We start from the raw sequence: 20,997 nt of genomic DNA, 5'->3' as shown, positions 1-20,997 counted from the left end.
ATCGTAACAGTTAGTTACCCTCTTTTCTCTCATTTACATTACATATATAGTGTACCAAAATTTAAAAAACTCAAAAAGGATATTGTTTTATTATAAAAGCAATATATTTTCAGATAACCGACATAATTCTTTCAAAATATACACACAGCTTTGTAACAAGTCTCACATACCTTATTCCTATTTTCACTATAAACTAATTGTAGATAATGTAAAAAGGAGTGAGTATTTATTATGTCCGACGTTCTGTTACTGAGTCGTTTTCAATTTGCAATTACTATTTTTTATCACTTTTTATTTGTACCTTTGACAATCGGACTTGTTATTTTAGTAGCATGTATGGAAACTCAATACGCCCGCACATTGAATCCAACATACCGCAAAATGGCAAATTTCTGGGGTAAATTATTTACAATTAACTTCGTAATGGGGATTATAACCGGGATTACGATGGAATTCCAATTTGGAACAAACTGGTCTGAGTACTCCAAATATATGGGAGATATTTTCGGATCACCTCTCGCAATCGAAGCACTTGTTGCCTTCTTCTTAGAATCTACCTTCATGGGGATATGGTTATTCGGTAAAGACAAAATTTCACCAAAGTTCCGTGCCTTCTGTATGTGGATGGTCGCACTTGGAACAAATATTTCTGCCCTTTGGATTATTACAGCGAACGGTTTCATGCAAAATCCTGTTGGCTACGTAGTACGTAACGGCCGCGCTGAATTAAATGATTTCTGGGCGCTAGTTACAAACCCATACGCTTGGAACATGTTCTTCCATACTGTAATTGGTTGTTATATCGTTGGTGCTTTCTTCGTTATGGCGATTAGTGCCTATCACTTACTACGTAAAAACGAAGTGGAATTCTTCAAAAAATCATTTAAGTTTGGTTTAATGTTAGGATTATTCGCTGCAACTGTTACACCATTTATGGGACATCAATCTGGTGTATCCGCAGCTAAATATCAACCAGCTAAAGGGGCTGCGATGGAAGCAGTTTGGGAAACTGGCAAAGGACAGGGTTTCTCAATCATTCAAATTCCTGATGTAGAAAATGAAAAGAATTTTGAATTCCTTACGATTCCAAAACTAGGAAGTTTCTTCTATACAAACTCATTTGATGGCGAAATTACTGGTTTAAAAGATATTCCGAAAGAAGATCGTCCAAACGTTAACCTCGTGTACTATAGCTTCCGCTTAATGGTTGCACTTGGTATGTTCTTTATGGCATTAACTTGGTATGGTTTCTATTTAAACCGAAAAGGAAAACTAGAAAACTCAACACGTTATTTAAAAATTACAATGTGGTCTGTCTTACTTCCATACATTGCGATTAATGCTGGCTGGGTTGTCGCTGAAGTAGGTCGCCAACCGTGGACAGTATATAAACTAATGCGTACAGCAGAATCTGTGTCACCTATATCCGTTCCACAAATTTGGTTCTCATTAATTAGTTTAATATTATTCTATACTCTACTCTTAATTGCAGACGTATACTTAATGCTAAAGTTCGCGAAAAAAGGACCTGCTGCATTAGAAGAACCTGCTGAAGGAGGTGCGGCTCATGTCTCATGATACACTTGCAATCATCTGGTTCGGTTTATGGGGTGTGATTTGGACAGTTTACTTTATCCTTGATGGCTACGCACTCGGTAACGGGATGATTTTCCCGTTCGTTGCGAAAGACCGACAAGAACGAAATCAATTACAAGAAGCAATTGGCCCGTTCTGGGGTGGTAATGAAGTATGGTTAATTACAGCTGGCGGCGCAACATTTGCTGCCTTTCCAATCACATATGCAAATATGTTTAGTTATCTATATACGCCGTTATTTTTAGTATTACTTGCACTATTTGCTCGCGCCGCTGGACTTGAATTTATGCACAAAGACGATTCACCAATTTGGCAAAAAACTTGTAAATGGGCATTTACAATTGGTAGTTTCCTAATCGCCTTCTTATTCGGCGTTACATTCGCTAATCTATATTACGGGCTAGAAATCGGAAAAAACGGTTATGAAGGAAACTTACTTAGCTTATTAAATCATTATGGTATTTTAGGTGGTCTCTTCTTCACTGCTATATTCGTCGTATCTGGTGCCCTTTGGGTAATGATTAAAACGACTGGTGAAGTATCTGATCGCGCTTATAAAATCGCACGACCATTTTCAATGGCAGCTGCTATCATTTTAGCCATCTTCTATGTAGCAACTGCCAATCGTACAAACCTATTCCAAAACTTTACGGAATATCCTGTACTATTTATTCTTCCAGTACTAGCAATGTTAATGAGTGTACTCGCACTTATTATGGTGTACAAACATAAAATCGGCCTTGCATTCACATTCGTTTGCTTAACAATCGCAATGTTTATGACAACTGGTTTTGCAGGTATGTTCCCAAGAATGTTACCATCTCGTATTAACGATGCGTATAGCACAACGTTATACAACGCAGCAGGTAGTGAATTAAACTTAAAAATTATGTTCTTCGTTGCAATGGTCATGGTACCAATCGTTATCGGTTACCAACTTTGGAGCTATAGCATCTTTAAAAATAAAATTCATAAAGACTCTGCTAAAGGGTATCACTAAGCTGAAAAAAGACACTTCGTTTGAAGTGTCTTTTTTATACGTATGATTTTCAATAATATAGTATATTTCTAATCTAACAACTATAAACAGCTTACAGCTAGATCGTAACACAGGGCAAATTCATCATTTTATACCCCTTTGCTACACTATAACGTAAATTGCAGTCCTTGGTCATTCGCATCACTATCCTCTATATCTGCTGTACTAACACCACTAAATGTTTGGACTTTCATTCCTGTATTCGATGATCCCGATCCATTATAAGCTTTCGTCTTTTCAATTGGCTGCACGTTATATTTATCGCCTAAATTAATCGTCCCATTGCAGTTTTCAATAATAACTCCTTCTACAACTGCCGGCATGTTGTCACCTACTTTCGTTTCGTTACTTTCATTTTATGAACATCGCCTACAAAAATAGCATGTATAAATAAGAAAAAGCACTCANNTGAGTGCTTTTTCTTATTTACCGCTCTTCTCTCTCTCACAAGCAATTCCATCTCCATCACGATCTAAATGCTTACCGTAGTATGGACTATCACTTGTAATATCATAAAACCCAGCATCATTTGCTTCTTTACAATTAGCAAAGCGCTTTGGTTCTTGATTTGCTCCCGGTCTTTCCTCATATGGTAATGTCGCATTATATAAGAATTGTACATATTGTTCACGAGTTACATTCATCTTAGGTGAAAACATATTATCGCCTGTTCCAGCGGCAATTTTATTAGATTGCACAGCGCTAATCGCTTTATTCGACCATGATTTTCTATCTACATCTACAAATGTATGCTCTGATTTTGCCACTAATTTATATGCATTTGTTAACACTTGAGCCATTTCTTCACGAGTCAAAGAAGCTTTTGGTCTAAAGTTTCCTTTTTCATCTCCTGCAAAAATCCCCATTTCTGTTAATGCTAAAATTTCCTTTTTAAAACTTGTTGAATGATCATTAATATCATTATACGGATTATTGTAATTCTCTTTCGATTCCGGCTTTAGTTGCAGATACATAAGTCTAGCAACTTGCTCACGAGTTACATCATCACCAAATCCAAAAATTCCATTTCCGTATCCAGTAACAATATTTTTACTTGCTAAATCTAAAATTGCTTTATAAGACCAATGACCAGCTGGAACATCTTTAAAGCTAATACTTGCTTGTGCAGTTCCAATTGATGTAAATGCAGTTGTTACGACAATCGCACCTGTTAAAAAGATTTTCTTTAAATTCATTCTAAGGTCCCCTTTTACTTTTCTTATTAACCATCTAACATAATAACAAAATATAAAAATACATTTTGTCATATCATGTCGAACACAAAAAAGAATCCAAAGGGATTCTTTTTTTGCTAAGCATGGATGGCAAGTTTAGAGACAGTTAACTTCTTCAAAAATTTATTAGGGATAATATAAAAAAAGAAAGCCATTCATATTTTAATCCTCTTTCATTCAAAATAGACATAATATGCAAACAGAAAAAACTCCCCTATCAAGTTCCTTTTCAGTCATTTTACTTTTACCATATGTTTCATCAAGAAAATTCAAAATCCTTTTTCTTTCATTTTCAATTATAAAATCATGTAATATAAAAGGTATGTCAAATTCTTATACAAATTGAGGTGTACTATATTTATGTATTTCGGAATTATTCCTCTTATATTGTTTATTATTTTTCTTATCTCTTACTTAAAAGATCCACGAAAAATAATAAACGGCTTTTTATTTAATGCCTTTTTCTGTTCATTTTTATTATTTTGCGTTATCGCCTCCTATGAGTCTGGTAGTAACTCCTTACATTTTATCGTTATTATTCCTATGATAGCACTAGTTGTAATGATCCCTTTTGCTATAGTCGCTTTAATGTTTGGACTATTTCTTAATGCTAGAATCTTGATGAGACGTGAAGGAAGACGCTTCACAAATTCTTTAACTTTAATTGCTGCTTTAGGTATTTTATTCTTTATGATGCTTCCTATCATAAATCCCGCAAGTTTATTCTCAGAGCATTTTCAATTTATTTTTGCTGCTATTTCTCTTATAACTATGTATTTCTTTGTACATTTGTCTAACTTCTTAAGCGCATATTTTTTATACCAATTCAACAGACCGAGACGTAACCAAGATTTCATCATCGTTCTTGGTAGCGGCTTAATTAACGACAAAGTGCCTCCTTTACTTGCAAGTCGCATTAATAAAGCGATCGACTTTTACTGGAAACAAGCTGCTGTGAATACACCACCAACAATCATTTTCTCTGGTGGACAAGGTCCAGATGAAGGTCTTCCAGAAGCGGAAGCAATGCAAAATTACGCGATTGAAAAAGGAATTCCAATTGAACATACTGTGCAGGAAAACCGCTCTGTCAACACATGTCAAAACATGTCGTTCTCTAAAGAAATTATGGATTCGTTAAAACCAGACGGTAAATATAGAAGTATTTTTACAACGAATAATTTCCATCTTTTCCGTGCTGGCATATATGCAAAACAAGCTGGTCTGAATAGCCAAGGAATCGGGTCAAAAACAGCCTTTTATTATTGGCCTAATGCAATGATTCGCGAATATGTCGCAATCGTCGTGATGGGACGTAAGCGCCATATGAAAGTATGCGGAACAATTTTAGGCTTCGCTTTATTCCTAACAGTCATTAGTTTTTTATTTTCTTAACAACAGCCCATCCTTTTTAAGGATGGGTTTTCTTATACTCATTTCAAAAATATTTTAAAGACAATACGGTGATAATATCTCCTGCATACACCCAGTAAAGAGGAATTTTTTCAAATAAAATGTTAAAATGGAATTTAGGTGTGAATGATGTAACAAACAAGAAACTAGTTTGAAACGAGGACATTACATGGAAAAAATTATCAAAAACAAGCCCAATAAGCTAAAATTCGCTTCAAAATCTTTGATGATTATTATTGGGGCACTTATCACAGCGTACGGATTAGAAGCGGTATTAATTCCAAATAACGTATCCGACGGTGGTGTGACTGGTTTAAGTATCGTTAGTTCAAGATTATTTGGATTGCCATTAGGGGCTCTAATCGCAGTTATTAACATTCCTTTCGTTTGGTTAGGATATAAGCAAATCGGTAGAAGCTTTGCAATTTATTCCATTATCGGGATTGCTTCATTAGCAGTAGGTACCGTTGTCATGCACGGAGTACCAACTATTATTGAAGGCGATACATTATTAGTTACAGTTGCTGGCGGTATTATTATCGGTTTTGGTATGGGACTAGCATTACGTAACGGCGGAGCATTAGATGGAATCGATATGCTAGCTGTATTACTTTCTCGTAAATTACCTTTCGGAACAAGTGACCTTATTTTATTCTTAAACATGTTCGTATTTATTTTCGTATCAACAGTATTCGGTCTTCAAGGCGCTATCCTTTCGGCAATTGCTTACTTTATTGCTTCAAGAGTGATTCATATCGTTGAAGTTGGTTTAAGTGGTTCGAAAACATTTAAAATCATCACAAAAGAGCCTGAATTAATGGTAGAAACCATTCGCGATCGTTTAGGCCGAAGTGCAACATACAATGAAGTGTATGGTGGTTATTCAAGAGAGCAATTTAAAGAAATTTCTTGTGTAATTAACCGTTTAGAAGAAAGTAAAATGAAAGACCTTATTAATGAAATTGATCCCAATGCCTTTATTACAGTTTATGACGTAGCAGAAGTAAAAGGCGGTAACTTTAAGAAACGTGATATTCATTAATCATTATGAAAAACGAGGGTGTGCCAATATGTTGGCACACCCTCTTCTTATTATTAAGTTGCTATCGTTGTCAGTTTTTGTCGGTAAGTCGATATATTCCGATAATCGCTGATATATTTCGAGTTACGATCGATATATTCCGATAATCGCTGATATATTTTGAGTTGTGGTCGATATATTCCGATAATCGCTGATATATTTCGAGTTACGGTCGATATATTCTAATAATCGCTGATATATTTCGAGTTGCGGTCGATATATTCTAATAATCGCTGATATATTTTTACTCGCCCCATCTTCCCCCGCTTTTAATCCATGCTACGTATTTTTGAAAGGCAGGCAATTCCTGTTGAAAGCGTAGCGGAATATATAAAAAGAGAGTACATGTACATAATATCCATAGAATACCTACTACAAAGTGAAATCTCATCGTTGCGCTAATAAACAAACTGAGGAATAAGACGAGGAACATAATTACACTAAATCTTTTATACATAGTCATAACAATCTCCTCCTTATGCCTTAATTGTACCAGCTACAAGGAATTAATTCCCATAACGAAAAAGACCGAAAAGTAAATCCCACTTCTCGGTCTCTATATTATCTTCTCTTCGTAACTTTCCCTGAACCACCAACCCTTGTTTTCGGGGGAGATGTATTCTTTGGTGGCGTTTTAATAGATGATTTCGGCTTCACATCTGATCCGCTTGAACCACCTGGATTTTTCGTGATTTTCCCTTTGCTTCCAGTAGAAGGCGGAGGCGTGTTACTTCCTTTTTTCGTAATACTTCCTGTATCTCCTACAGAAGATTTCGAATCTACATTATCGCCTCGCTTAATGATAGATCCTTTCCCTTCCTTCGTAATTGGAGGCGGGGTTTTCTTTTCTTCTTTCGTAGGTGGCCTTTCCGGGATAACTGGTTTATGATTTTGTCTGTCATTATATCCGCGGTAATCACCCGATGATGATTTTTTCGAACCGAATATATCGTTTAATATACTTCCCATAAGATATCCTTGCAGGAAGGACGGTTGGTAATTTTGACGAACAAATTCTTCATTACTTACTTCAATTAACGTATCAGATGGTTTCTCTTTATCCTTTTGAAGGTTATACATTTTATCCGAATAAACGAGAAACATTTGATTTTCGTCTTCTTTGGATGCTTGCTTCGGTTTCCTTTCGGCTATAAGTTCCTTCGCGACTTCAGGAACTGACCGATTGGCGGCCCTATACACGTAAGATTCTTGTTTACCTTCCTTTGCGACAGACTCGAGTGGATAACGGTCTTGAATTGACTTTGTCTGCCCGCCTTGACAACCTGATAAGGCATAACCAGCAACAACAAGTAATGTAACGATAGCAAGTATAGGGATCACAAACGATTTAATCATGGTAAACAATCGGTTTGACATGATTACGCCCCCTTACGTTGCTCTTATAATTTGTACATCAGCAGGAATAATTGCTTCTCCCTCATACATCATTGTGCGACCATTTTGCCATTCAATACGTAATAATTTTCGGTTATCAGATTGGAATTCCCACACGTACTGTTCCTCTGAAGCAGAAAATGGTGTTTTCCCCATCACAACAACACGTCCGTTATATTGTTCTTCCATATGGTACTCCATATCATCCATTTCAATTGTCGTCGGAATTTCATCAATTGAATCTAAACGACCATCAATTGGCGTATATAATTTGTAATACGTATTTTCACGATCTTCAATTTTTAAATAACGAATATCTTTCCCGTCCTGCAACGTTAAAACAATTTCCTTGCGAGAATGCATACTCGTTTTCCCCGTTAACTCATACATGACTAACGAAACTTCAATCATATCGCCAGGAGCTAACGTTAAAAGACTCTTTTCTGGCTTCGGCGGCTCTGGGCTTTTCATTATATTTTTAATACGTTTAAATAAACTCATGATCTACCCCTCCTTTTCTCTTTATAAACAAGCACCTAAAATAAGTGCCCCAACAATATGTAAGGATCCAGCTAACATCGCATGCGCAACACTGCCTTCTTTCGTACCTTCTTCTAAATCAAGACCAGCCATTTTCTTTAATACAAATTCAATAAACATTTCGACTACTAATAAAATGACGAAAGAAACTGCTGAAGCAAGAAGCGCCTGCCATAAGTCATTTGCTTTCGTAATCGATTGAGATAAAATGTAACCTTGCGCAAATAATTTCATGACGAAACGAGTTGCTACAGCGGTATTCCCATTTTTTATTTCTTTTAAATCATTGTATTTTGTAAAAATCGAATCAACCCACATAATTGCAAATAAAAGTGCTGCACTCGCTCCAGTCCATACAAGCATGGCTACTACATTCATCCACGACATTGCAAAACCTCCTCTAACTGTAATAGAAAACCGACATGAATGTATTTAGACATGTCGGTTCATTTGTCTCTATTCTATATTATTTCTCATACTGCTTCATAATACGAGCTAATTCATCGTCAACAGCAGAATTCTTGTTTAAGCTTGCGAATTCATCATCTAATGATTTTTCTTTTTTATAAACTTCACCGCTTGCTTCTGCTTCAGCCTCTAATTGAAGAGCTTTCTCTTCCATACGGCTTAAACCAGCTTTTGCTGAATTCGAATCAAATCCAGACATCGCCTGATTAATATTCTTTTGTGCTTTCGCTGCATTTACACGCGCTACAAGTGTTTCACGTTTATTTTTCAGCTCCGTTAATTGCTTACGCATTTCTTCTAACTTCGCACGAAGATTATCAGCAGCAGCTTTGTTTTGCTCATAGCTTGCTTTATACTCATTCATCTTTTGCTCTGCGTTTTGTTTTTCTTCTAGTGCACGGCGCGCAAGGTCTAAGTTACTAGCTTGAACAGCCATATGAGCTTGTTCTTCACGTTTTTTCACAAGTGCTTCTTGCTCTTCAAATAATAATTTAAATTTCTTCTCAAGTGCGATTTGAGCTGCTACACTTTTCTCAGCTTCTTGTACATCCGCTTGCATATCACGTAAATATTGATCCGTCATCTTAACTGGATCTTCCGCTTTTTCAATTAATGAATACACATTTGACATTGTTAAATCTCGTAATCGTTTAAATACAGACATCCGAATTCCTCCTATGATATACCTCATATTTCAAATTCACTACTTGGAAAACGTAAAAATCTTCCTTTACAGTAAAGAATATTCATTTTTACAGCCTATGTGTTCATTATAACAAAACAAAGATGTCCTTACATGTTATTTCCAAAATATATCTAATATAATATGACATTCCATATATAATATTGTATTCCTAATATATTCTCATTATTTATCCTTAGAATTAACTTATTTCACGTACTTTCTCTAAATTACATTATTGTAATGTTACTGTAAGCTAACTCGATAGTTACGTTTCCATATTTCTTATACACTAATACCAGAAGCAGCAAACAAGCTTCTCCATATGTAAGTACTAATACAAAAATTGTATTTTCTATATAACAGACAAAAAGGAGAAATCATCATGAAAAAATTAGTAGGTATCGGATTAGCGGCAGCAATTTCACTTGGAGCATTATCAGGTTGTTCTTTATTAGGAGATAAAGCGAACGGCTTTGTACTGTACGGATCAGAAGAGCAGGTTCAGCAAATTACAGATAAAAACAAAAAAGAAGTGAAAGAAAAAGACTTCTATAAAATGAAAATGACAACATTAGATGGTAAAAAAGTTCTTGTAATGGATAAAAAAACTGGTGAAGAACTCGTAAAAAAAGAGTTACTTAGCAAAGTGGATGAAAATGACAACACGAAACCACTTGATAAATTACCCGCTGTAACGACAGAACAAGGTGTATTATTTGCAAAAGAGAAAGTTGAAAATACTACACTTGATGGTGCGAAATTAAAATATGAAGGCAACACAATTATCGGAAGTGGCCGCGCATATACAGATATGTACGCAATTGTTGATGACGCAACTTACAGCAATGTAAAAGGTGATGAAAAATCTGTAGGTGTATTAAAATTCGATAAAGACCCAAGTAAAGAATTCCCTGGTTACAACGGAGTAGAAGCTTCTCAACTTGTAAAAATTAAAAAATAATAGAAAAAAAGCTTTGCGAAATCGCAAAGCTCTTTTCTATTTGTGAGCAATTTGCTCCATATCCGGACTACACGTTTGTGACTGACATGACTTATTTAAAGAACATGCTGCGCATTTTCCTTTTTTACTTCTCTTTACAAAATTCACTAGCGTATATGCTGCATAACCAAAAATGATAGCTCCAATTATAATATTGACCATCACCTTAATACATCTCCTTCTAGAATCCGAGTAAGGATCCAACTTGGTATATAATGAGCGTTAATACATAAGCAACAACTAATGGATAAACGACAGAGAAAATCGTCCATTTCGCTGATCCCGTTTCACGTTTAATAACAGCTACTGTCGCTAAGCATGGAACATATAATAAAACAAAGAACATAAATGCGTACGCTGATAATGCCGTATAATGTGCCCCCATTACATTTCCTAGCACATCTTCTTTCACCGCATAAATAATCGCCATTGTTGAAACGACAACTTCTTTCGCTAAAAATCCTGTTAAAAGGGATGCCCCAGCTTGCCACGTTCCAAAGCCGAGCGGTGCAAATAATGGTGCGATAAATCCACCAATCATCGCTAAATAACTGTCGCCCATATCAACACCAAATCCTGATGGACCTGCATAGTTTAATAACCAAATGACAACAGAACCACCGAAAATGAATGTACCAGCTTTACGAACAAATCCTTTCCCTTTCTCCCATGTGCTCAGCCATAACGTTTTCGCTTGCGGCACACGGTAAGGAGGTAATTCAATTACGAAAATAGATTTTTCCGCTTTCAAAATCGTAAGAGACATAATTTTTGTAACGAGTAATGCCAGAACAATCCCTGCAACATATAAAGAAAATACAACAGTCGCCTGACTATTAGGGAAGAATACTCCTGCAAATAATGCATATACAGGTAAACGTGCTGAACAAGACATAAATGGTGTTACTAAAATTGTAAGTAAACGCTCTTTCTCCTGTTCAATTGTTCTTGCCGCCATAATACCTGGAACGTTACATCCAAAACCGATAATCATCGGAATAAAAGCTTTACCGTTTAAGCCAAAGAACTCCATAATTCTATCCATAACAACTGCAATTCGCGCCATATATCCTGAGTCTTCTAATAATGAAATGAAAAAGAATAGTGCAAAGATTTGTGGCACGAATACTAACACAGCACCAACGCCGGCGATAATACCTTCTGTAACGAGTGCTTGAATAAAATCAGAGGCACCAACACTTGTAAGTCCAGCCGTTACCCAATCCGTAAGCTGCCCACCAAAAAAGCCATCTAACATATCAGATAACGGTGTCCCAATCCACGTAAACGTAACCTGAAAAATAAAAAACATAACTGCTAAAAAGATTGGAAGTCCTAAAATTTTATGTGTAATTAACTTATCGATTTTTTCCGAAAAAGGAATTTTCCCTTCTTTCTCATGCTTCATAACATTTGTTTTTAACTTTTCAATATACGCTTCACGAGTTTTGTAAATGTGCTCCTCCAACGTACAATCAAGTTTTCCTTCTAAGCGAGATCGAACGGCTACAAGTTCCTTATAAATTGGTAGTGCTTTCATTTCTTTTTCTACTACTTCGTTATTGCTTAGAAATTGAAGGGCTAACCATCTCGGATGCTCATAATTCGCTGTCTCTAAAAGAGCAATTACTTCTCCAATTCCTTCATCCATTTGTACACCATATGAAATAATGAATGGTTCTTTCTCTTTTTTGCCATTCTCTTTAAGAGTCGTAAGTAATTCTTCACAGCCTTTTCCGGTTCTTGCGATGACAGGAACGACTGTTACACCTAATATTTCTGATAATCGTTTTACATCAATAACAATTCCTCTTTGCTTCGCCACATCAACCATATTTAAACCAATTGAAACCGGCTTACCAAACTCAAGTAATTGCAACGTTAAATGCATATTTCGCTCAAATTGCGAAGAATCCACAATATTTAACATATGATGAAATTCGTCTGTTAGTAGAAAATTCGTAACGACACCTTCATCACGTGAAACTGGATTTAAATCATAGACGCCTGGTAAATCAATTAATGTTCCTTGCTTATCTTTTAATTTACCAACCTTTTTTTCTACTGTTACACCGCTCCAATTTCCTACATACTCATAAGAACCAGTAAGCGCATTAAATAATGATGTTTTCCCTGTATTCGGATTCCCTAGCAAAGCTACCTTATTCACGCTAATTCCACCTTTATCATTTTCGCGTCACAATGACGAATACTAATTAACTGCCCACGACACTCCAATGTACAAGGACCTTTAAACATCGCTTTCTGCTTTATACGAAGCTCGCTTCCTTCAGAAAGACCAAAAGCAGCCAGTCTTCTTTTTAATAACTGATCTAACGACTGAATACTTTTTACTAACACTTTCTCACCAATCTTAATATCTACTAAACTCATAACCTTCCCCCTCAGAAGAGAATGATAATTATTTTCAAGAAAATTATAGCATACTCTATTTCATTTGGACTATACCTTTTTGCTTCATATTTATTAACATTTCAATACAATTATATTTCAATAATTGTCATACTAGATTCATTTGCCATTCTCATCCATTTCGCTTACAATAAACAATAGCAAATAAAGAATCTCGTTATTACAGGGGGAGCCATGCCGCTGAGAGGGAACACTTCGTTCCGACCCTTCGAACCTGTTAGTTAATGCTAACGCAGGGATTGTGCAAACGTCCGAAATACATACCTCTTTTTTATTTACGTATTTCGTATCCTCCTATGATATCTATTCTTTTTTGTATAACTTGGATTTAGGGGGAGACAACATGCGTAACACCAATTTACAAGCGATGATCGAATCTGCTATTCTTGCAGCCTTCGCCATGATTATCGACATTTTACCACTATCACTTAAACTTCCAACAGGTGGTTCCATTTCATTTGCAATGATTCCTATTTTTATTATCGCATACCGCTGGGGCTTCAAAATGGCTTTCTTAGGAGGCTTAATTTGGGGACTATTACAAATTGTTGTAGGTGATGCTTACATTTTAACACCTATTCAAGCATTCATTGAATACTTCATTGCCTTTGCTTTTATCGGATTTGCTGGTTTATTCTATCGTCCAATTCAAAAAGCACTTGCAGTATCTAACGAAGACCAATCCAGTTTGGGTAGCCGTAAAGATAAACCCGCATCAAAACAAAACAAAAAAAAGAACGCACTTGTTTACATTATTCTTGCCACATTTGTCGGTAGTTTCGCTCGCTACTTCTGTCACTTTATCGCCGGTATTATTTTCTGGGGACAATATGCACCAAAAGGTCAATCTGCTGTGCTATATTCATTAATTGTAAACGGTAGTACAATGATTGGTTCTTTCGCTTTATGTACAGTATTACTACTCCTTTTATTTAGAACTTCACCACGCTTATTCAAAAGCATCGGTGCTTCTCAAATGAATACATCAAAGAAGAGCGCTTAATTAGCGCTCTTCTTTCATATCGTAATATCAATTAAAAATACAATAAATGCGCAAAAGAAAATAAATACCATTATACTTAGCCACTTGCTATGCACGGTTTATCGACTCCTTACACAACCTCATTTTCTAACTAAATTATACCCTTTAAAAATAAAGATTAGATAAAGATAATATAAAAATAAACAAAAAAAGCGTAGATCATATTGTCTACGCCTTTTTCGGTAAATAGAAGTAAAATAACACACCATCCCCTGTATTCTTTACCCCCTCCCGCTTTCAGAAACTACAATTTTATTTTGAATAACTAGCAGTTAGCTTCGCCTCGATAATATATCTATCTGGTGCATCACCTATATAATCAAATGGATAGCAAGTTGTCAGTGTTAATATTGGTTCTTCTTTTTTTATAATAACAGTACGATCATCCGCACGGGTAATCCATATTTTCTGAATTTCATATGTGTAATTTTTATTATCATACTCTAACATAAGGGTATCCTTTTCTTTTAACTCTCCTAAATCTGTAAATACAGTATCTCGATGCCCACTAAGTACAGTATGTCCTCCTCCAGATGGCGTTGTCGTTAAATCACTAACGAACATACCAACTCCTTTTTTCAAAGTCACATCATTCGCTTCCCAATATATAGAAAACCTCTTCTTTATTTTCGGTATATTTAACATCGCTACCTTTTCTCCTTCTTTATGTTCTGTTTGAGAAGAAGGCACTTGGGAAGTTACAGGCGCTTCATGAGAAAGTTGATTATGTTGTATATTTTCAAGGTTCTTTATTTCTTCTGTCGTTAATTGTTGAGCAGAGCTTTTTCCTCTATACCATTCCAAAGTGTAATACGATCCCATGAATAGCCCTATAGCCATCAATATGATACCGATATAATTGCGTAACTTCATGTTTCATCCCTCCATGCAAAAAATGGTAGGAATAACCTACCATTTTTAATATATGAAATTATCCCATTCTTTATAGGACAATATTTTAATTACGCCTTAACTTTATTACGACGATTCCAACCAAATAATGTACCTATCGCTATAAGAGAGCCACTTAAACCCATCATTGCGACATTATTTGATGCTGTGTTTGGTAATTTTTCACCTTGTACAACTGGCTTTGCTACTTCTTTTTTAGCGGTAGCATTTTTTTGTTCGGCTTTTATCGCTTCTTCTTTTTTTGCCATATCACTTTTTTCTTGTACTTGGGCGGCTTGCTTTTTCGCTACATCATTTTTTTGCTGTTCCTTAATCGCGGCTTCTTTTTTAGCTTTATCTTGCTGCAGTTGCGTCGCTTCTTCCTTTGTTACTGTGCCAGTATCTGCGCTTGCTACTGATGAATATCCTACTGTTAAAAGTGCCATTGCACAGATTGGTAATAGTTTCTTTTTCATTTTATCCTTCTCCTCTTATACGTTTTACATCACTTCACATCGGATGTATCACTAGAATAAACAAGAGATATAAATATAAGATGCAGATGAAATATAGTTCATTTAAAGATTTCATTGTAAAAAAAGAAAAAACATCGTAATCTATACGATGTTTTTTCGGGTGTGTGTCTCAATATTTACATGTTACTTTCGCGTGATTCAGAAGTAGAATGGGCCGGAGCGATAACTAATTGTCTCGGCTCAGTTTTCTTGAAGTGATTTTTGACGTTACACTTGCGACGTTGAACAACCCACGCTTTAATAGGATTTGTTAAAATAATTCTTTGCTCTTCGTTAGGGGCCTCTTCTTCCAATCTACAACTTTCGCTCCATTTACGCCATTTCATTGTAAATTTGGGAGAAGAATGATCTTCTTCTTGATCAAACAAGTGCAAAAAATCCATTTCTCCAGCTAGCATTACGGTGTTACTAGTCGCTAAAAAAGAAAAGGTTGTCCAACGTTTCTCCATGCCCTCCTACTCCTTCTTCACATATAGAGTGCCTAAAACTTCATTTACCTAAAATATGCTTGCCTTTTACCTTACACCCATAGTTTATCCAAAACACTACTATGCAACTATCGATTTGCCTTACAACTACCTTACATTTTTGTAAGAAAAGAAAAAACCTTCATTATATATACATGAAGGTTTCTCACTCTTTATCTATATGATTTTTCATATTATCAAGTCCAGCTTCTTGCAGCTGCGACATCATGCCATGGGAAATTGCACCTAATACTAGCGTCATTCCAATGAGTGAAATGCGAATTGCAGGTACATCAATTATATAAGCCAACAGACCAAGAACAATTGTTAAAAGTAATGCCTTTATAAATGTTACACTTGTGTACTGCTTCTTCTTCATCATAATCACCCTTTTTGGAAACGTTTTCCTTCTGTGATTAGTATATCATATCATCAGATGATTTTGTCGTTGTTTTCGTGAAAAATTACTATCCTCTTTGACTTTTTCTATTCTATCCTTTACAGTCGAAATGTTCACAAGTTTTACACTGTAGGAGGATTCCAATGAATATTGAAATAAAAGACACTTTAATTTCTGAAGAACAATTACAAACAAAAGTAAAAGAACTAGCACTTCAAATCGAGCGTGACTTTGAAGGAGAAGAAATCGTAGTCATCGCAGTATTAAAAGGTTCATTCGTATTTGCTGCTGATTTAATTCGTCACATTAAAAATGATGTAACAATTGATTTCATCTCTGCATCTAGCTACGGAAATCAAACAGAAACAACAGGAAAAGTGAAACTACTAAAAGATATCGACGTAAACATTACTGGGAAAAACGTAATTGTCGTAGAAGATATTATCGATTCTGGTTTAACGCTTCACTTCTTAAAAGATCACTTCTTTATGCATAAACCAAAGGCACTCAAATTCTGTACGTTACTTGATAAGCCAGAACGTCGTAAAGTTGATTTAACAGCTGAATACGTTGGCTTCCAAATTCCAGATGAGTTCATCGTTGGATACGGTATCGACTGTGCAGAAAAATATCGTAACTTACCGTTTATCGCTTCAGTTGTAACAGAGTAATTGTTTAGCTTTTAAAAAATTGATAGTACATGAAATTTATATCGGCGATTCTTTACATATATCGACCGTAACTTAAATTATATCGGCGATTTTTTAAATATATCGACTTACCGACAATAATTGACAATCTTAGCACCCTATTAATAGGAAGGGGCTGTTCTGAAATACACCGGAACAGCTCCTTTCTTTCTATTACAAACTACAGGGAGAGATGAAAAATGACAAAGACAAAATTTGAAAAAGTACTCCTCATCGTAAATCCGAAAGCCGGGCAAGGTGACTTACATACAAATTTAGCGAAAATCGTACCACCTCTTGCCGCAGCTTTTCCTAACCTACATATCCTTCATACGAAAAAGCAAGGTGATGCAACAAAATATTGCCAAGAGTTTGCTAGTAAAGTAGATTTAATTATCGTCTTTGGTGGTGACGGAACTGTATTTGAATGCACAAACGGCTTAGCACCGCTTGAAGCTAGACCTACACTGGCAATCATTCCAGGCGGAACTTGCAACGACTTCTCTCGCACACTCGGCGTTCCGCAAAATATTGCAGAAGCAGCAAAACTCATTACAAAAGGGCATGTAAAACCAGTTGATGTCGCAAAAGCAAACGGCCAACATTTCTTAAACTTCTGGGGCATTGGACTCGTATCTGAAGTATCAAACAATATTGATGCAGAAGAAAAAGCAAAGCTTGGTAAAATCGGTTACTACTTAAGCACCATTCGAACTGTCAAAAATGCTGAAACATTCCCAGTAAAAATCACTTACGACGAACAAGTATATGAAGACGAAGCTGTCCTTGTTATGGTTGGAAACGGTGAATATCTTGGCGGTATCCCATCCTTTATTCCGAACGTAAAATGTGACGACGGAACACTTGATATTTTCGTAGTCAAATCAACAGGCATTCAAGCATTTAAAGATTATATCGGAAAGAAACTATTTGAAGACTCAAATGAAAATGACATCTTCCACGTAAAAGCGAAATCCATTCATATTGAAACAGAAGAAGAAAAAGAAGTAGATACAGATGGAGAAAGTTCGCTGCATACGCCTTGTCATATTGAATTATTACAAGGACACTTTACGATGGTTTATAATCCTGCGGTTGTGTAATACAAAAAGACGAGCTAAAGTTTTAACATGTTAGCTCGTCTTTTTTATTAGAAAGGTATTTTAATCTACGCTTTCATTTTTAATATGAGTTTTCATAATCAAACTCCACCCAATTTTTCCAATGCGTATTACAATCCTTATTCACAATAACACTTGGATCTTTCTTCTCTATTGCAGCAGCTACTGATTGGAAAAATTCATTTTCACTTACTTTCTCTTCTTCAACGTGTTTCCACTCTTCCGTTTCATACGCTACTTCCCAATCACCTTCTAAACCGCACTCTTCTAAAATTTCTTCTTTATCCCACCATACTAATTTTCGAGCTTCTTCATAAGTAGCAAGCATACGCATGAAATATGTTGGATAAGACTCTGTCGTTTGTACTTCTATTCCATGATTCACATAATCTTCTTCTGTAAATTCATATTCAAAATGATGATCCCGAATTTTCACAATGCCTTTATGAATATCCGGTATAAATTCACCTTCATCATCAAATAATTCATCATCACCATCATTTAATTGCAAAATGCCATCATCACCAATTAAATGATCCACCCCATCACCATATATTTGAATATCATTACATATGCCTAATGATCCTACACCGACAACCTGAAACACCATTAACCAATCTTTATTATCTTTAAAGAAAAGAGAGAATTTCACTTGCGAAATATCCATATCTTCATTATCAAAGGCAGGAAATTCATAGTTACTTTGCTTTTTATCTAATAGTTTCAAAATATCTTTTTGCATCTGTATCATCTTCACCTCTATATAAACTTTTCAAATTCACTAGAGTATAACATAGCCACACTTGCCTGTGAAATTCTAATAATACTACTTAAAAATAGCAGAATGGTCTATTTGCATGCCCTAGTTATTTTTAGGTAAAATGAAGGAAAGAAGCACCTTCATATAAGGGAGAGGACAAACTTTGTTCAACCAACAGTTAGTTAATTTACGCATTGATTTTGCATTTAAACAATTGTTTGGTACGAATGGTAGTGAAGATATCCTAATTACATTTTTAAACGCTATGTTACAAGAGTCTTTAGAATCGCCTATCGCTTCTCTACAACTAGAAGATCCACATTTACACCGGGAATATGAAGAGGATAAGTTATCAATTCTAGACATTTCAGCTACGTTAAACACGGGAACAAAAGTAAATGTAGAAATACAACTTAATAATAATCACGATATGATGAAACGCAGTTTATATTATTGGGGAAAATTATACACATCTCAATTACAAAAAGGGATGCCCTACAGTTCGCTTCATAAAACCATCACCATTAATTTATTGAACTTCATAATGTTTTCAGATCACAAAGAATTTCATACAGCGGGCACATTATGGAATACACAACAACAAAAACTCCTGAGTGACGACATAGAAATACACATTGTAGAAATTCCAAAGTTAACAGAACAATGGCATGAAGAAAAAGTCAATCCGTGGAAGGATCCATTTGCTCGTTGGCTTTTATTACTTTCAGCAAATGAGGATGAGCACTTAACTAAAACATTGGAGGACATTGCTATGAATCGAGATCCTATTTTACAAAAAGCAATAAACAAGTGGGAACGTATGAGTCAAGATTCCTCTTTCCGACAAGCCTATGACGCAAGAGAAAAGGTTTTAATGGATGAGGCTGCAAAATTCGCCCACGCAGAAAAAGAAGGAATGAAAAGAGGCATGGAAAGAGGCATGGAAAGAGGCATGGAAAAGGGCATGGAAAAAGGCATGGAAAAAGGTCGAAAAGAAGGCGTTCAACAGGGAAGAATGCAAATGATTAAAAGCATGTATGATCTTGGTATGCCAATTGAAACGATTGCTAAGGCAAGTAAATTAAGTGTGCATGAGGTTGAACATATTTTAGAACATAAATAATAATGATGTGTTAGCATCTTTACCTTCTTTAACACGGATTGTAGATAAATAATTCGTCACAGGGAATGGCGCTTGCATAATTGAATATGTGTAGTAGCGCTCTTTCTCATTAAATGCTTCTAAACGCTCTAAGATCGCATCACCATCAGGATTGGCCAAATGACGTAAACGTCCGCCTTCAGTTACTTTACTGCTAGGGATATATGGTAACCAATCTGGAAGTGCATCAAAACCTCCAATTAATTGCCATACTTGTTCAGGTGACGCTGGAATTTCAATAGAGATAACTGTAGAAATTATCAGTGGAACATAGAAATTTGTTATTATTCTTCATTCAAAAAAGGCCACAACGAACTGAAATATGTTCGTTGTGGCCTTTTTATCTTCTTTAAAATATTAAATTACCCTTCGAACAAAAAGGAGCAGAGTTTCCTCTTCTAATTTTCGCATCACATTTTGAGCAATATACATATCGCTCCACTATTATTTGTCGTTCTATCATATGTAAGGACACTATTCTCATACTACACATAATCCCAATTAATATAAGGCTAACAATAAGTAGCATACCTCCCGCCCCCTTTTTCTATACTTTACCATGAAATAACAACTCGATTATTTCAACTAATAATTAGGGAGTGGTTTTGGATATAAATACCTCTTTTGCATTTGTTTATTTGGTATAATAGATATAAAAGAAAACTTTTATGGAAGCCACCATCAATACGTCTATTGTTATACAACACCTAAGTAAATGAATCCGTAAATATATGCAATCTTTTTATAAAAAGTAAGAATAAGTAAATATTATGTCTAAAAAATATACTGACATGAAAGACATACGAGAAGTATCACCATACGATGATAGAGAAAGAATTGAAGACACTTTATTGCGCTCCTTCATTTCAGAAGTAGAAGTATTGATCACGTATTATAAAAATGGTTATTTTCCTACAATGTACATGACCGTATTGGAAATACATCCTTTAAAACGTACTGTAATATGCATAGATATCTTTGGTCATAAACATGCTTTTAGTCTTATAGACATAATTGATGCGCGTTAAGTATGTCTGTCGCACT

At 35.5% G+C, this 20,997-nt stretch carries 26 protein-coding genes, 1 pseudogene and 1 riboswitch; of the genes and pseudogenes, 10 read left to right on the top strand and 17 right to left on the bottom strand.

Annotated features, from left to right (window positions below):
- The first annotated feature begins 231 nt into the window (after positions 1–231).
- Together cydA and cydB are read left to right on the top strand one after the other, a co-directional pair.
- Positions 232–1,578 (top strand): cytochrome ubiquinol oxidase subunit I, encoded by a 1,347-nt coding sequence (gene cydA / locus COE49_RS17240; protein WP_088232852.1) that lies wholly within the window; start codon positions 232–234, stop codon positions 1,576–1,578.
- On the top strand, positions 1,568–2,596 hold the full coding sequence (gene cydB / locus COE49_RS17235) for a cytochrome d ubiquinol oxidase subunit II (protein ID WP_000017734.1): 1,029 nt from the start codon (positions 1,568–1,570) through the stop codon (positions 2,594–2,596). The genes cydA and cydB overlap by 11 nt, the downstream gene beginning before the upstream one ends.
- Before the next feature lie 146 nt (positions 2,597–2,742).
- Here the strand turns inward: cydB and COE49_RS17230 are convergent, their stop codons facing one another.
- Both COE49_RS17230 and COE49_RS17220 read right to left on the bottom strand, forming a co-directional pair.
- Positions 2,743–2,958, bottom strand: a complete 216-nt coding sequence (locus tag COE49_RS17230; RefSeq protein WP_098945973.1) for a spore germination protein — start codon at positions 2,956–2,958, stop codon at positions 2,743–2,745.
- A 99-nt stretch (positions 2,959–3,057) separates the two neighbouring features.
- Positions 3,058–3,831, bottom strand: coding sequence for an S-layer homology domain-containing protein (locus COE49_RS17220; RefSeq protein ID WP_088232854.1), 774 nt, complete (start codon positions 3,829–3,831; stop codon positions 3,058–3,060).
- Between the two features lie 399 nt (positions 3,832–4,230).
- On the opposite strand from COE49_RS17220, the gene COE49_RS17215 reads away from it, so the two are divergent.
- Entirely contained in the window at positions 4,231–5,265 is a 1,035-nt protein-coding gene (locus COE49_RS17215) for a YdcF family protein (protein ID WP_098945972.1), read from the top strand.
- A 187-nt stretch (positions 5,266–5,452) separates the two neighbouring features.
- Positions 5,453–6,325 carry a YitT family protein gene (locus COE49_RS17210; protein ID WP_088232856.1) on the top strand — a complete coding sequence of 291 codons (873 nt, stop codon included), beginning with the start codon at positions 5,453–5,455 and terminating at the stop codon, positions 6,323–6,325.
- 283 nt (positions 6,326–6,608) lie between these two features.
- On the opposite strand, the gene COE49_RS17205 is transcribed toward COE49_RS17210, so the two are convergent.
- From COE49_RS17205 to COE49_RS17185, 5 genes are all read right to left on the bottom strand, one after another.
- The gene (locus tag COE49_RS17205; RefSeq protein ID WP_098945971.1) at positions 6,609–6,827 is read right to left on the bottom strand and encodes a hypothetical protein; all 219 of its coding nucleotides are present in this window, start codon (positions 6,825–6,827) and stop codon (positions 6,609–6,611) included.
- Positions 6,828–6,925: 98 nt separating this feature from the next.
- A complete protein-coding gene (locus tag COE49_RS17200; protein WP_088232858.1) occupies positions 6,926–7,741 on the bottom strand; it encodes a DUF4247 domain-containing protein in 816 nt (271 codons plus the stop codon).
- Between the two features lie 12 nt (positions 7,742–7,753).
- The gene (locus COE49_RS17195; protein WP_088232859.1) at positions 7,754–8,260 is read right to left on the bottom strand and encodes a DUF4178 domain-containing protein; all 507 of its coding nucleotides are present in this window, start codon (positions 8,258–8,260) and stop codon (positions 7,754–7,756) included.
- 21 nt (positions 8,261–8,281) lie between these two features.
- Entirely contained in the window at positions 8,282–8,686 is a 405-nt protein-coding gene (locus tag COE49_RS17190; RefSeq protein WP_088232860.1) for a DUF350 domain-containing protein, read from the bottom strand.
- A gap of 79 nt (positions 8,687–8,765) precedes the next feature.
- Positions 8,766–9,431, bottom strand: a complete 666-nt coding sequence (locus COE49_RS17185; protein ID WP_071710946.1) for a PspA/IM30 family protein — start codon at positions 9,429–9,431, stop codon at positions 8,766–8,768.
- A gap of 403 nt (positions 9,432–9,834) precedes the next feature.
- Here COE49_RS17185 and COE49_RS17180 point away from each other — a divergent pair, with 403 nt between their 5' ends.
- Positions 9,835–10,413: a lipoprotein BA_5634 family protein gene (locus tag COE49_RS17180; protein WP_088232861.1), complete on the top strand. Its 579-nt coding sequence runs from the start codon at positions 9,835–9,837 to the stop codon at positions 10,411–10,413.
- 36 nt (positions 10,414–10,449) lie between these two features.
- Here the strand turns inward: COE49_RS17180 and COE49_RS17175 are convergent, their stop codons facing one another.
- From COE49_RS17175 to COE49_RS17165, 3 genes are read right to left on the bottom strand one after another with little or no spacing between them, the layout of a single operon-like run.
- Positions 10,450–10,617, bottom strand: coding sequence for a FeoB-associated Cys-rich membrane protein (locus COE49_RS17175; RefSeq protein WP_000989597.1), 168 nt, complete (start codon positions 10,615–10,617; stop codon positions 10,450–10,452).
- Positions 10,618–10,633: 16 nt separating this feature from the next.
- Positions 10,634–12,622: a ferrous iron transport protein B gene (gene feoB, locus COE49_RS17170; RefSeq protein WP_088232862.1), complete on the bottom strand. Its 1,989-nt coding sequence runs from the start codon at positions 12,620–12,622 to the stop codon at positions 10,634–10,636.
- Complete coding sequence (locus COE49_RS17165) at positions 12,619–12,846, bottom strand: FeoA family protein (RefSeq protein ID WP_088232863.1); 228 nt, start codon at positions 12,844–12,846, stop codon at positions 12,619–12,621. The genes feoB and COE49_RS17165 overlap by 4 nt, the downstream gene beginning before the upstream one ends.
- A 194-nt stretch (positions 12,847–13,040) precedes the next feature.
- A riboswitch (TPP riboswitch) is annotated at positions 13,041–13,142 on the top strand.
- Between the two features lie 86 nt (positions 13,143–13,228).
- Between COE49_RS17165 and thiT the strand changes: the two genes are divergently transcribed.
- On the top strand, positions 13,229–13,888 hold the full coding sequence (gene thiT, locus COE49_RS17160; protein ID WP_088232864.1) for an energy-coupled thiamine transporter ThiT: 660 nt from the start codon (positions 13,229–13,231) through the stop codon (positions 13,886–13,888).
- A 291-nt stretch (positions 13,889–14,179) separates the two neighbouring features.
- Here the strand turns inward: thiT and COE49_RS17155 are convergent, their stop codons facing one another.
- The 4 genes from COE49_RS17155 to COE49_RS17140 all read right to left on the bottom strand — a co-directional run bounded on the left by COE49_RS17155 (position 14,180) and on the right by COE49_RS17140 (position 16,203).
- Positions 14,180–14,800: a class D sortase gene (locus COE49_RS17155; protein ID WP_088232867.1), complete on the bottom strand. Its 621-nt coding sequence runs from the start codon at positions 14,798–14,800 to the stop codon at positions 14,180–14,182.
- Between the two features lie 89 nt (positions 14,801–14,889).
- Positions 14,890–15,294 (bottom strand): LPXTG cell wall anchor domain-containing protein, encoded by a 405-nt coding sequence (locus COE49_RS17150; RefSeq protein ID WP_088232868.1) that lies wholly within the window; start codon positions 15,292–15,294, stop codon positions 14,890–14,892.
- A gap of 176 nt (positions 15,295–15,470) precedes the next feature.
- Positions 15,471–15,803, bottom strand: a complete 333-nt coding sequence (locus COE49_RS17145; protein ID WP_088232869.1) for a hypothetical protein — start codon at positions 15,801–15,803, stop codon at positions 15,471–15,473.
- Positions 15,804–15,987: 184 nt separating this feature from the next.
- Positions 15,988–16,203, bottom strand: a complete 216-nt coding sequence (locus tag COE49_RS17140; RefSeq protein WP_098253009.1) for a hypothetical protein — start codon at positions 16,201–16,203, stop codon at positions 15,988–15,990.
- Between the two features lie 161 nt (positions 16,204–16,364).
- On the opposite strand from COE49_RS17140, the gene hpt reads away from it, so the two are divergent.
- Entirely contained in the window at positions 16,365–16,892 is a 528-nt protein-coding gene (gene hpt / locus COE49_RS17135; RefSeq protein ID WP_088232871.1) for a hypoxanthine phosphoribosyltransferase, read from the top strand.
- Positions 16,893–17,110: 218 nt separating this feature from the next.
- Entirely contained in the window at positions 17,111–18,013 is a 903-nt protein-coding gene (locus tag COE49_RS17130; RefSeq protein ID WP_088232872.1) for a diacylglycerol/lipid kinase family protein, read from the top strand.
- A 79-nt stretch (positions 18,014–18,092) separates the two neighbouring features.
- On the opposite strand, the gene COE49_RS17125 is transcribed toward COE49_RS17130, so the two are convergent.
- Positions 18,093–18,773 (bottom strand): DUF7003 family protein, encoded by a 681-nt coding sequence (locus COE49_RS17125; protein ID WP_087966622.1) that lies wholly within the window; start codon positions 18,771–18,773, stop codon positions 18,093–18,095.
- Positions 18,774–18,954: 181 nt separating this feature from the next.
- Between COE49_RS17125 and COE49_RS17120 the strand changes: the two genes are divergently transcribed.
- Positions 18,955–19,914 carry an Rpn family recombination-promoting nuclease/putative transposase gene (locus tag COE49_RS17120; RefSeq protein WP_098945970.1) on the top strand — a complete coding sequence of 320 codons (960 nt, stop codon included), beginning with the start codon at positions 18,955–18,957 and terminating at the stop codon, positions 19,912–19,914.
- Here the strand turns inward: COE49_RS17120 and COE49_RS17115 are convergent.
- Together COE49_RS17115 and COE49_RS17110 are read right to left on the bottom strand one after the other, a co-directional pair.
- A pseudogene (locus COE49_RS17115) lies at positions 19,912–20,214 on the bottom strand (SRPBCC family protein); the annotation flags it as partial. The gene COE49_RS17120 and the pseudogene COE49_RS17115 sit on opposite strands and share 3 nt — an antisense overlap.
- Before the next feature lie 88 nt (positions 20,215–20,302).
- A complete protein-coding gene (locus tag COE49_RS17110; protein WP_088232874.1) occupies positions 20,303–20,482 on the bottom strand; it encodes a hypothetical protein in 180 nt (59 codons plus the stop codon).
- Between the two features lie 241 nt (positions 20,483–20,723).
- Between COE49_RS17110 and COE49_RS17105 the strand changes: the two genes are divergently transcribed.
- Complete coding sequence (locus COE49_RS17105) at positions 20,724–20,981, top strand: YolD-like family protein (protein WP_249278341.1); 258 nt, start codon at positions 20,724–20,726, stop codon at positions 20,979–20,981.
- The last annotated feature ends 16 nt before the right edge of the window (positions 20,982–20,997 follow it).

It is taken from the genome of Bacillus sp. AFS029637 (assembly GCF_002584985.1).
Classification (GTDB): domain Bacteria; phylum Bacillota; class Bacilli; order Bacillales; family Bacillaceae_G; genus Bacillus_A.
This window is presented reverse-complemented; position numbering and strand designations above follow the sequence as displayed.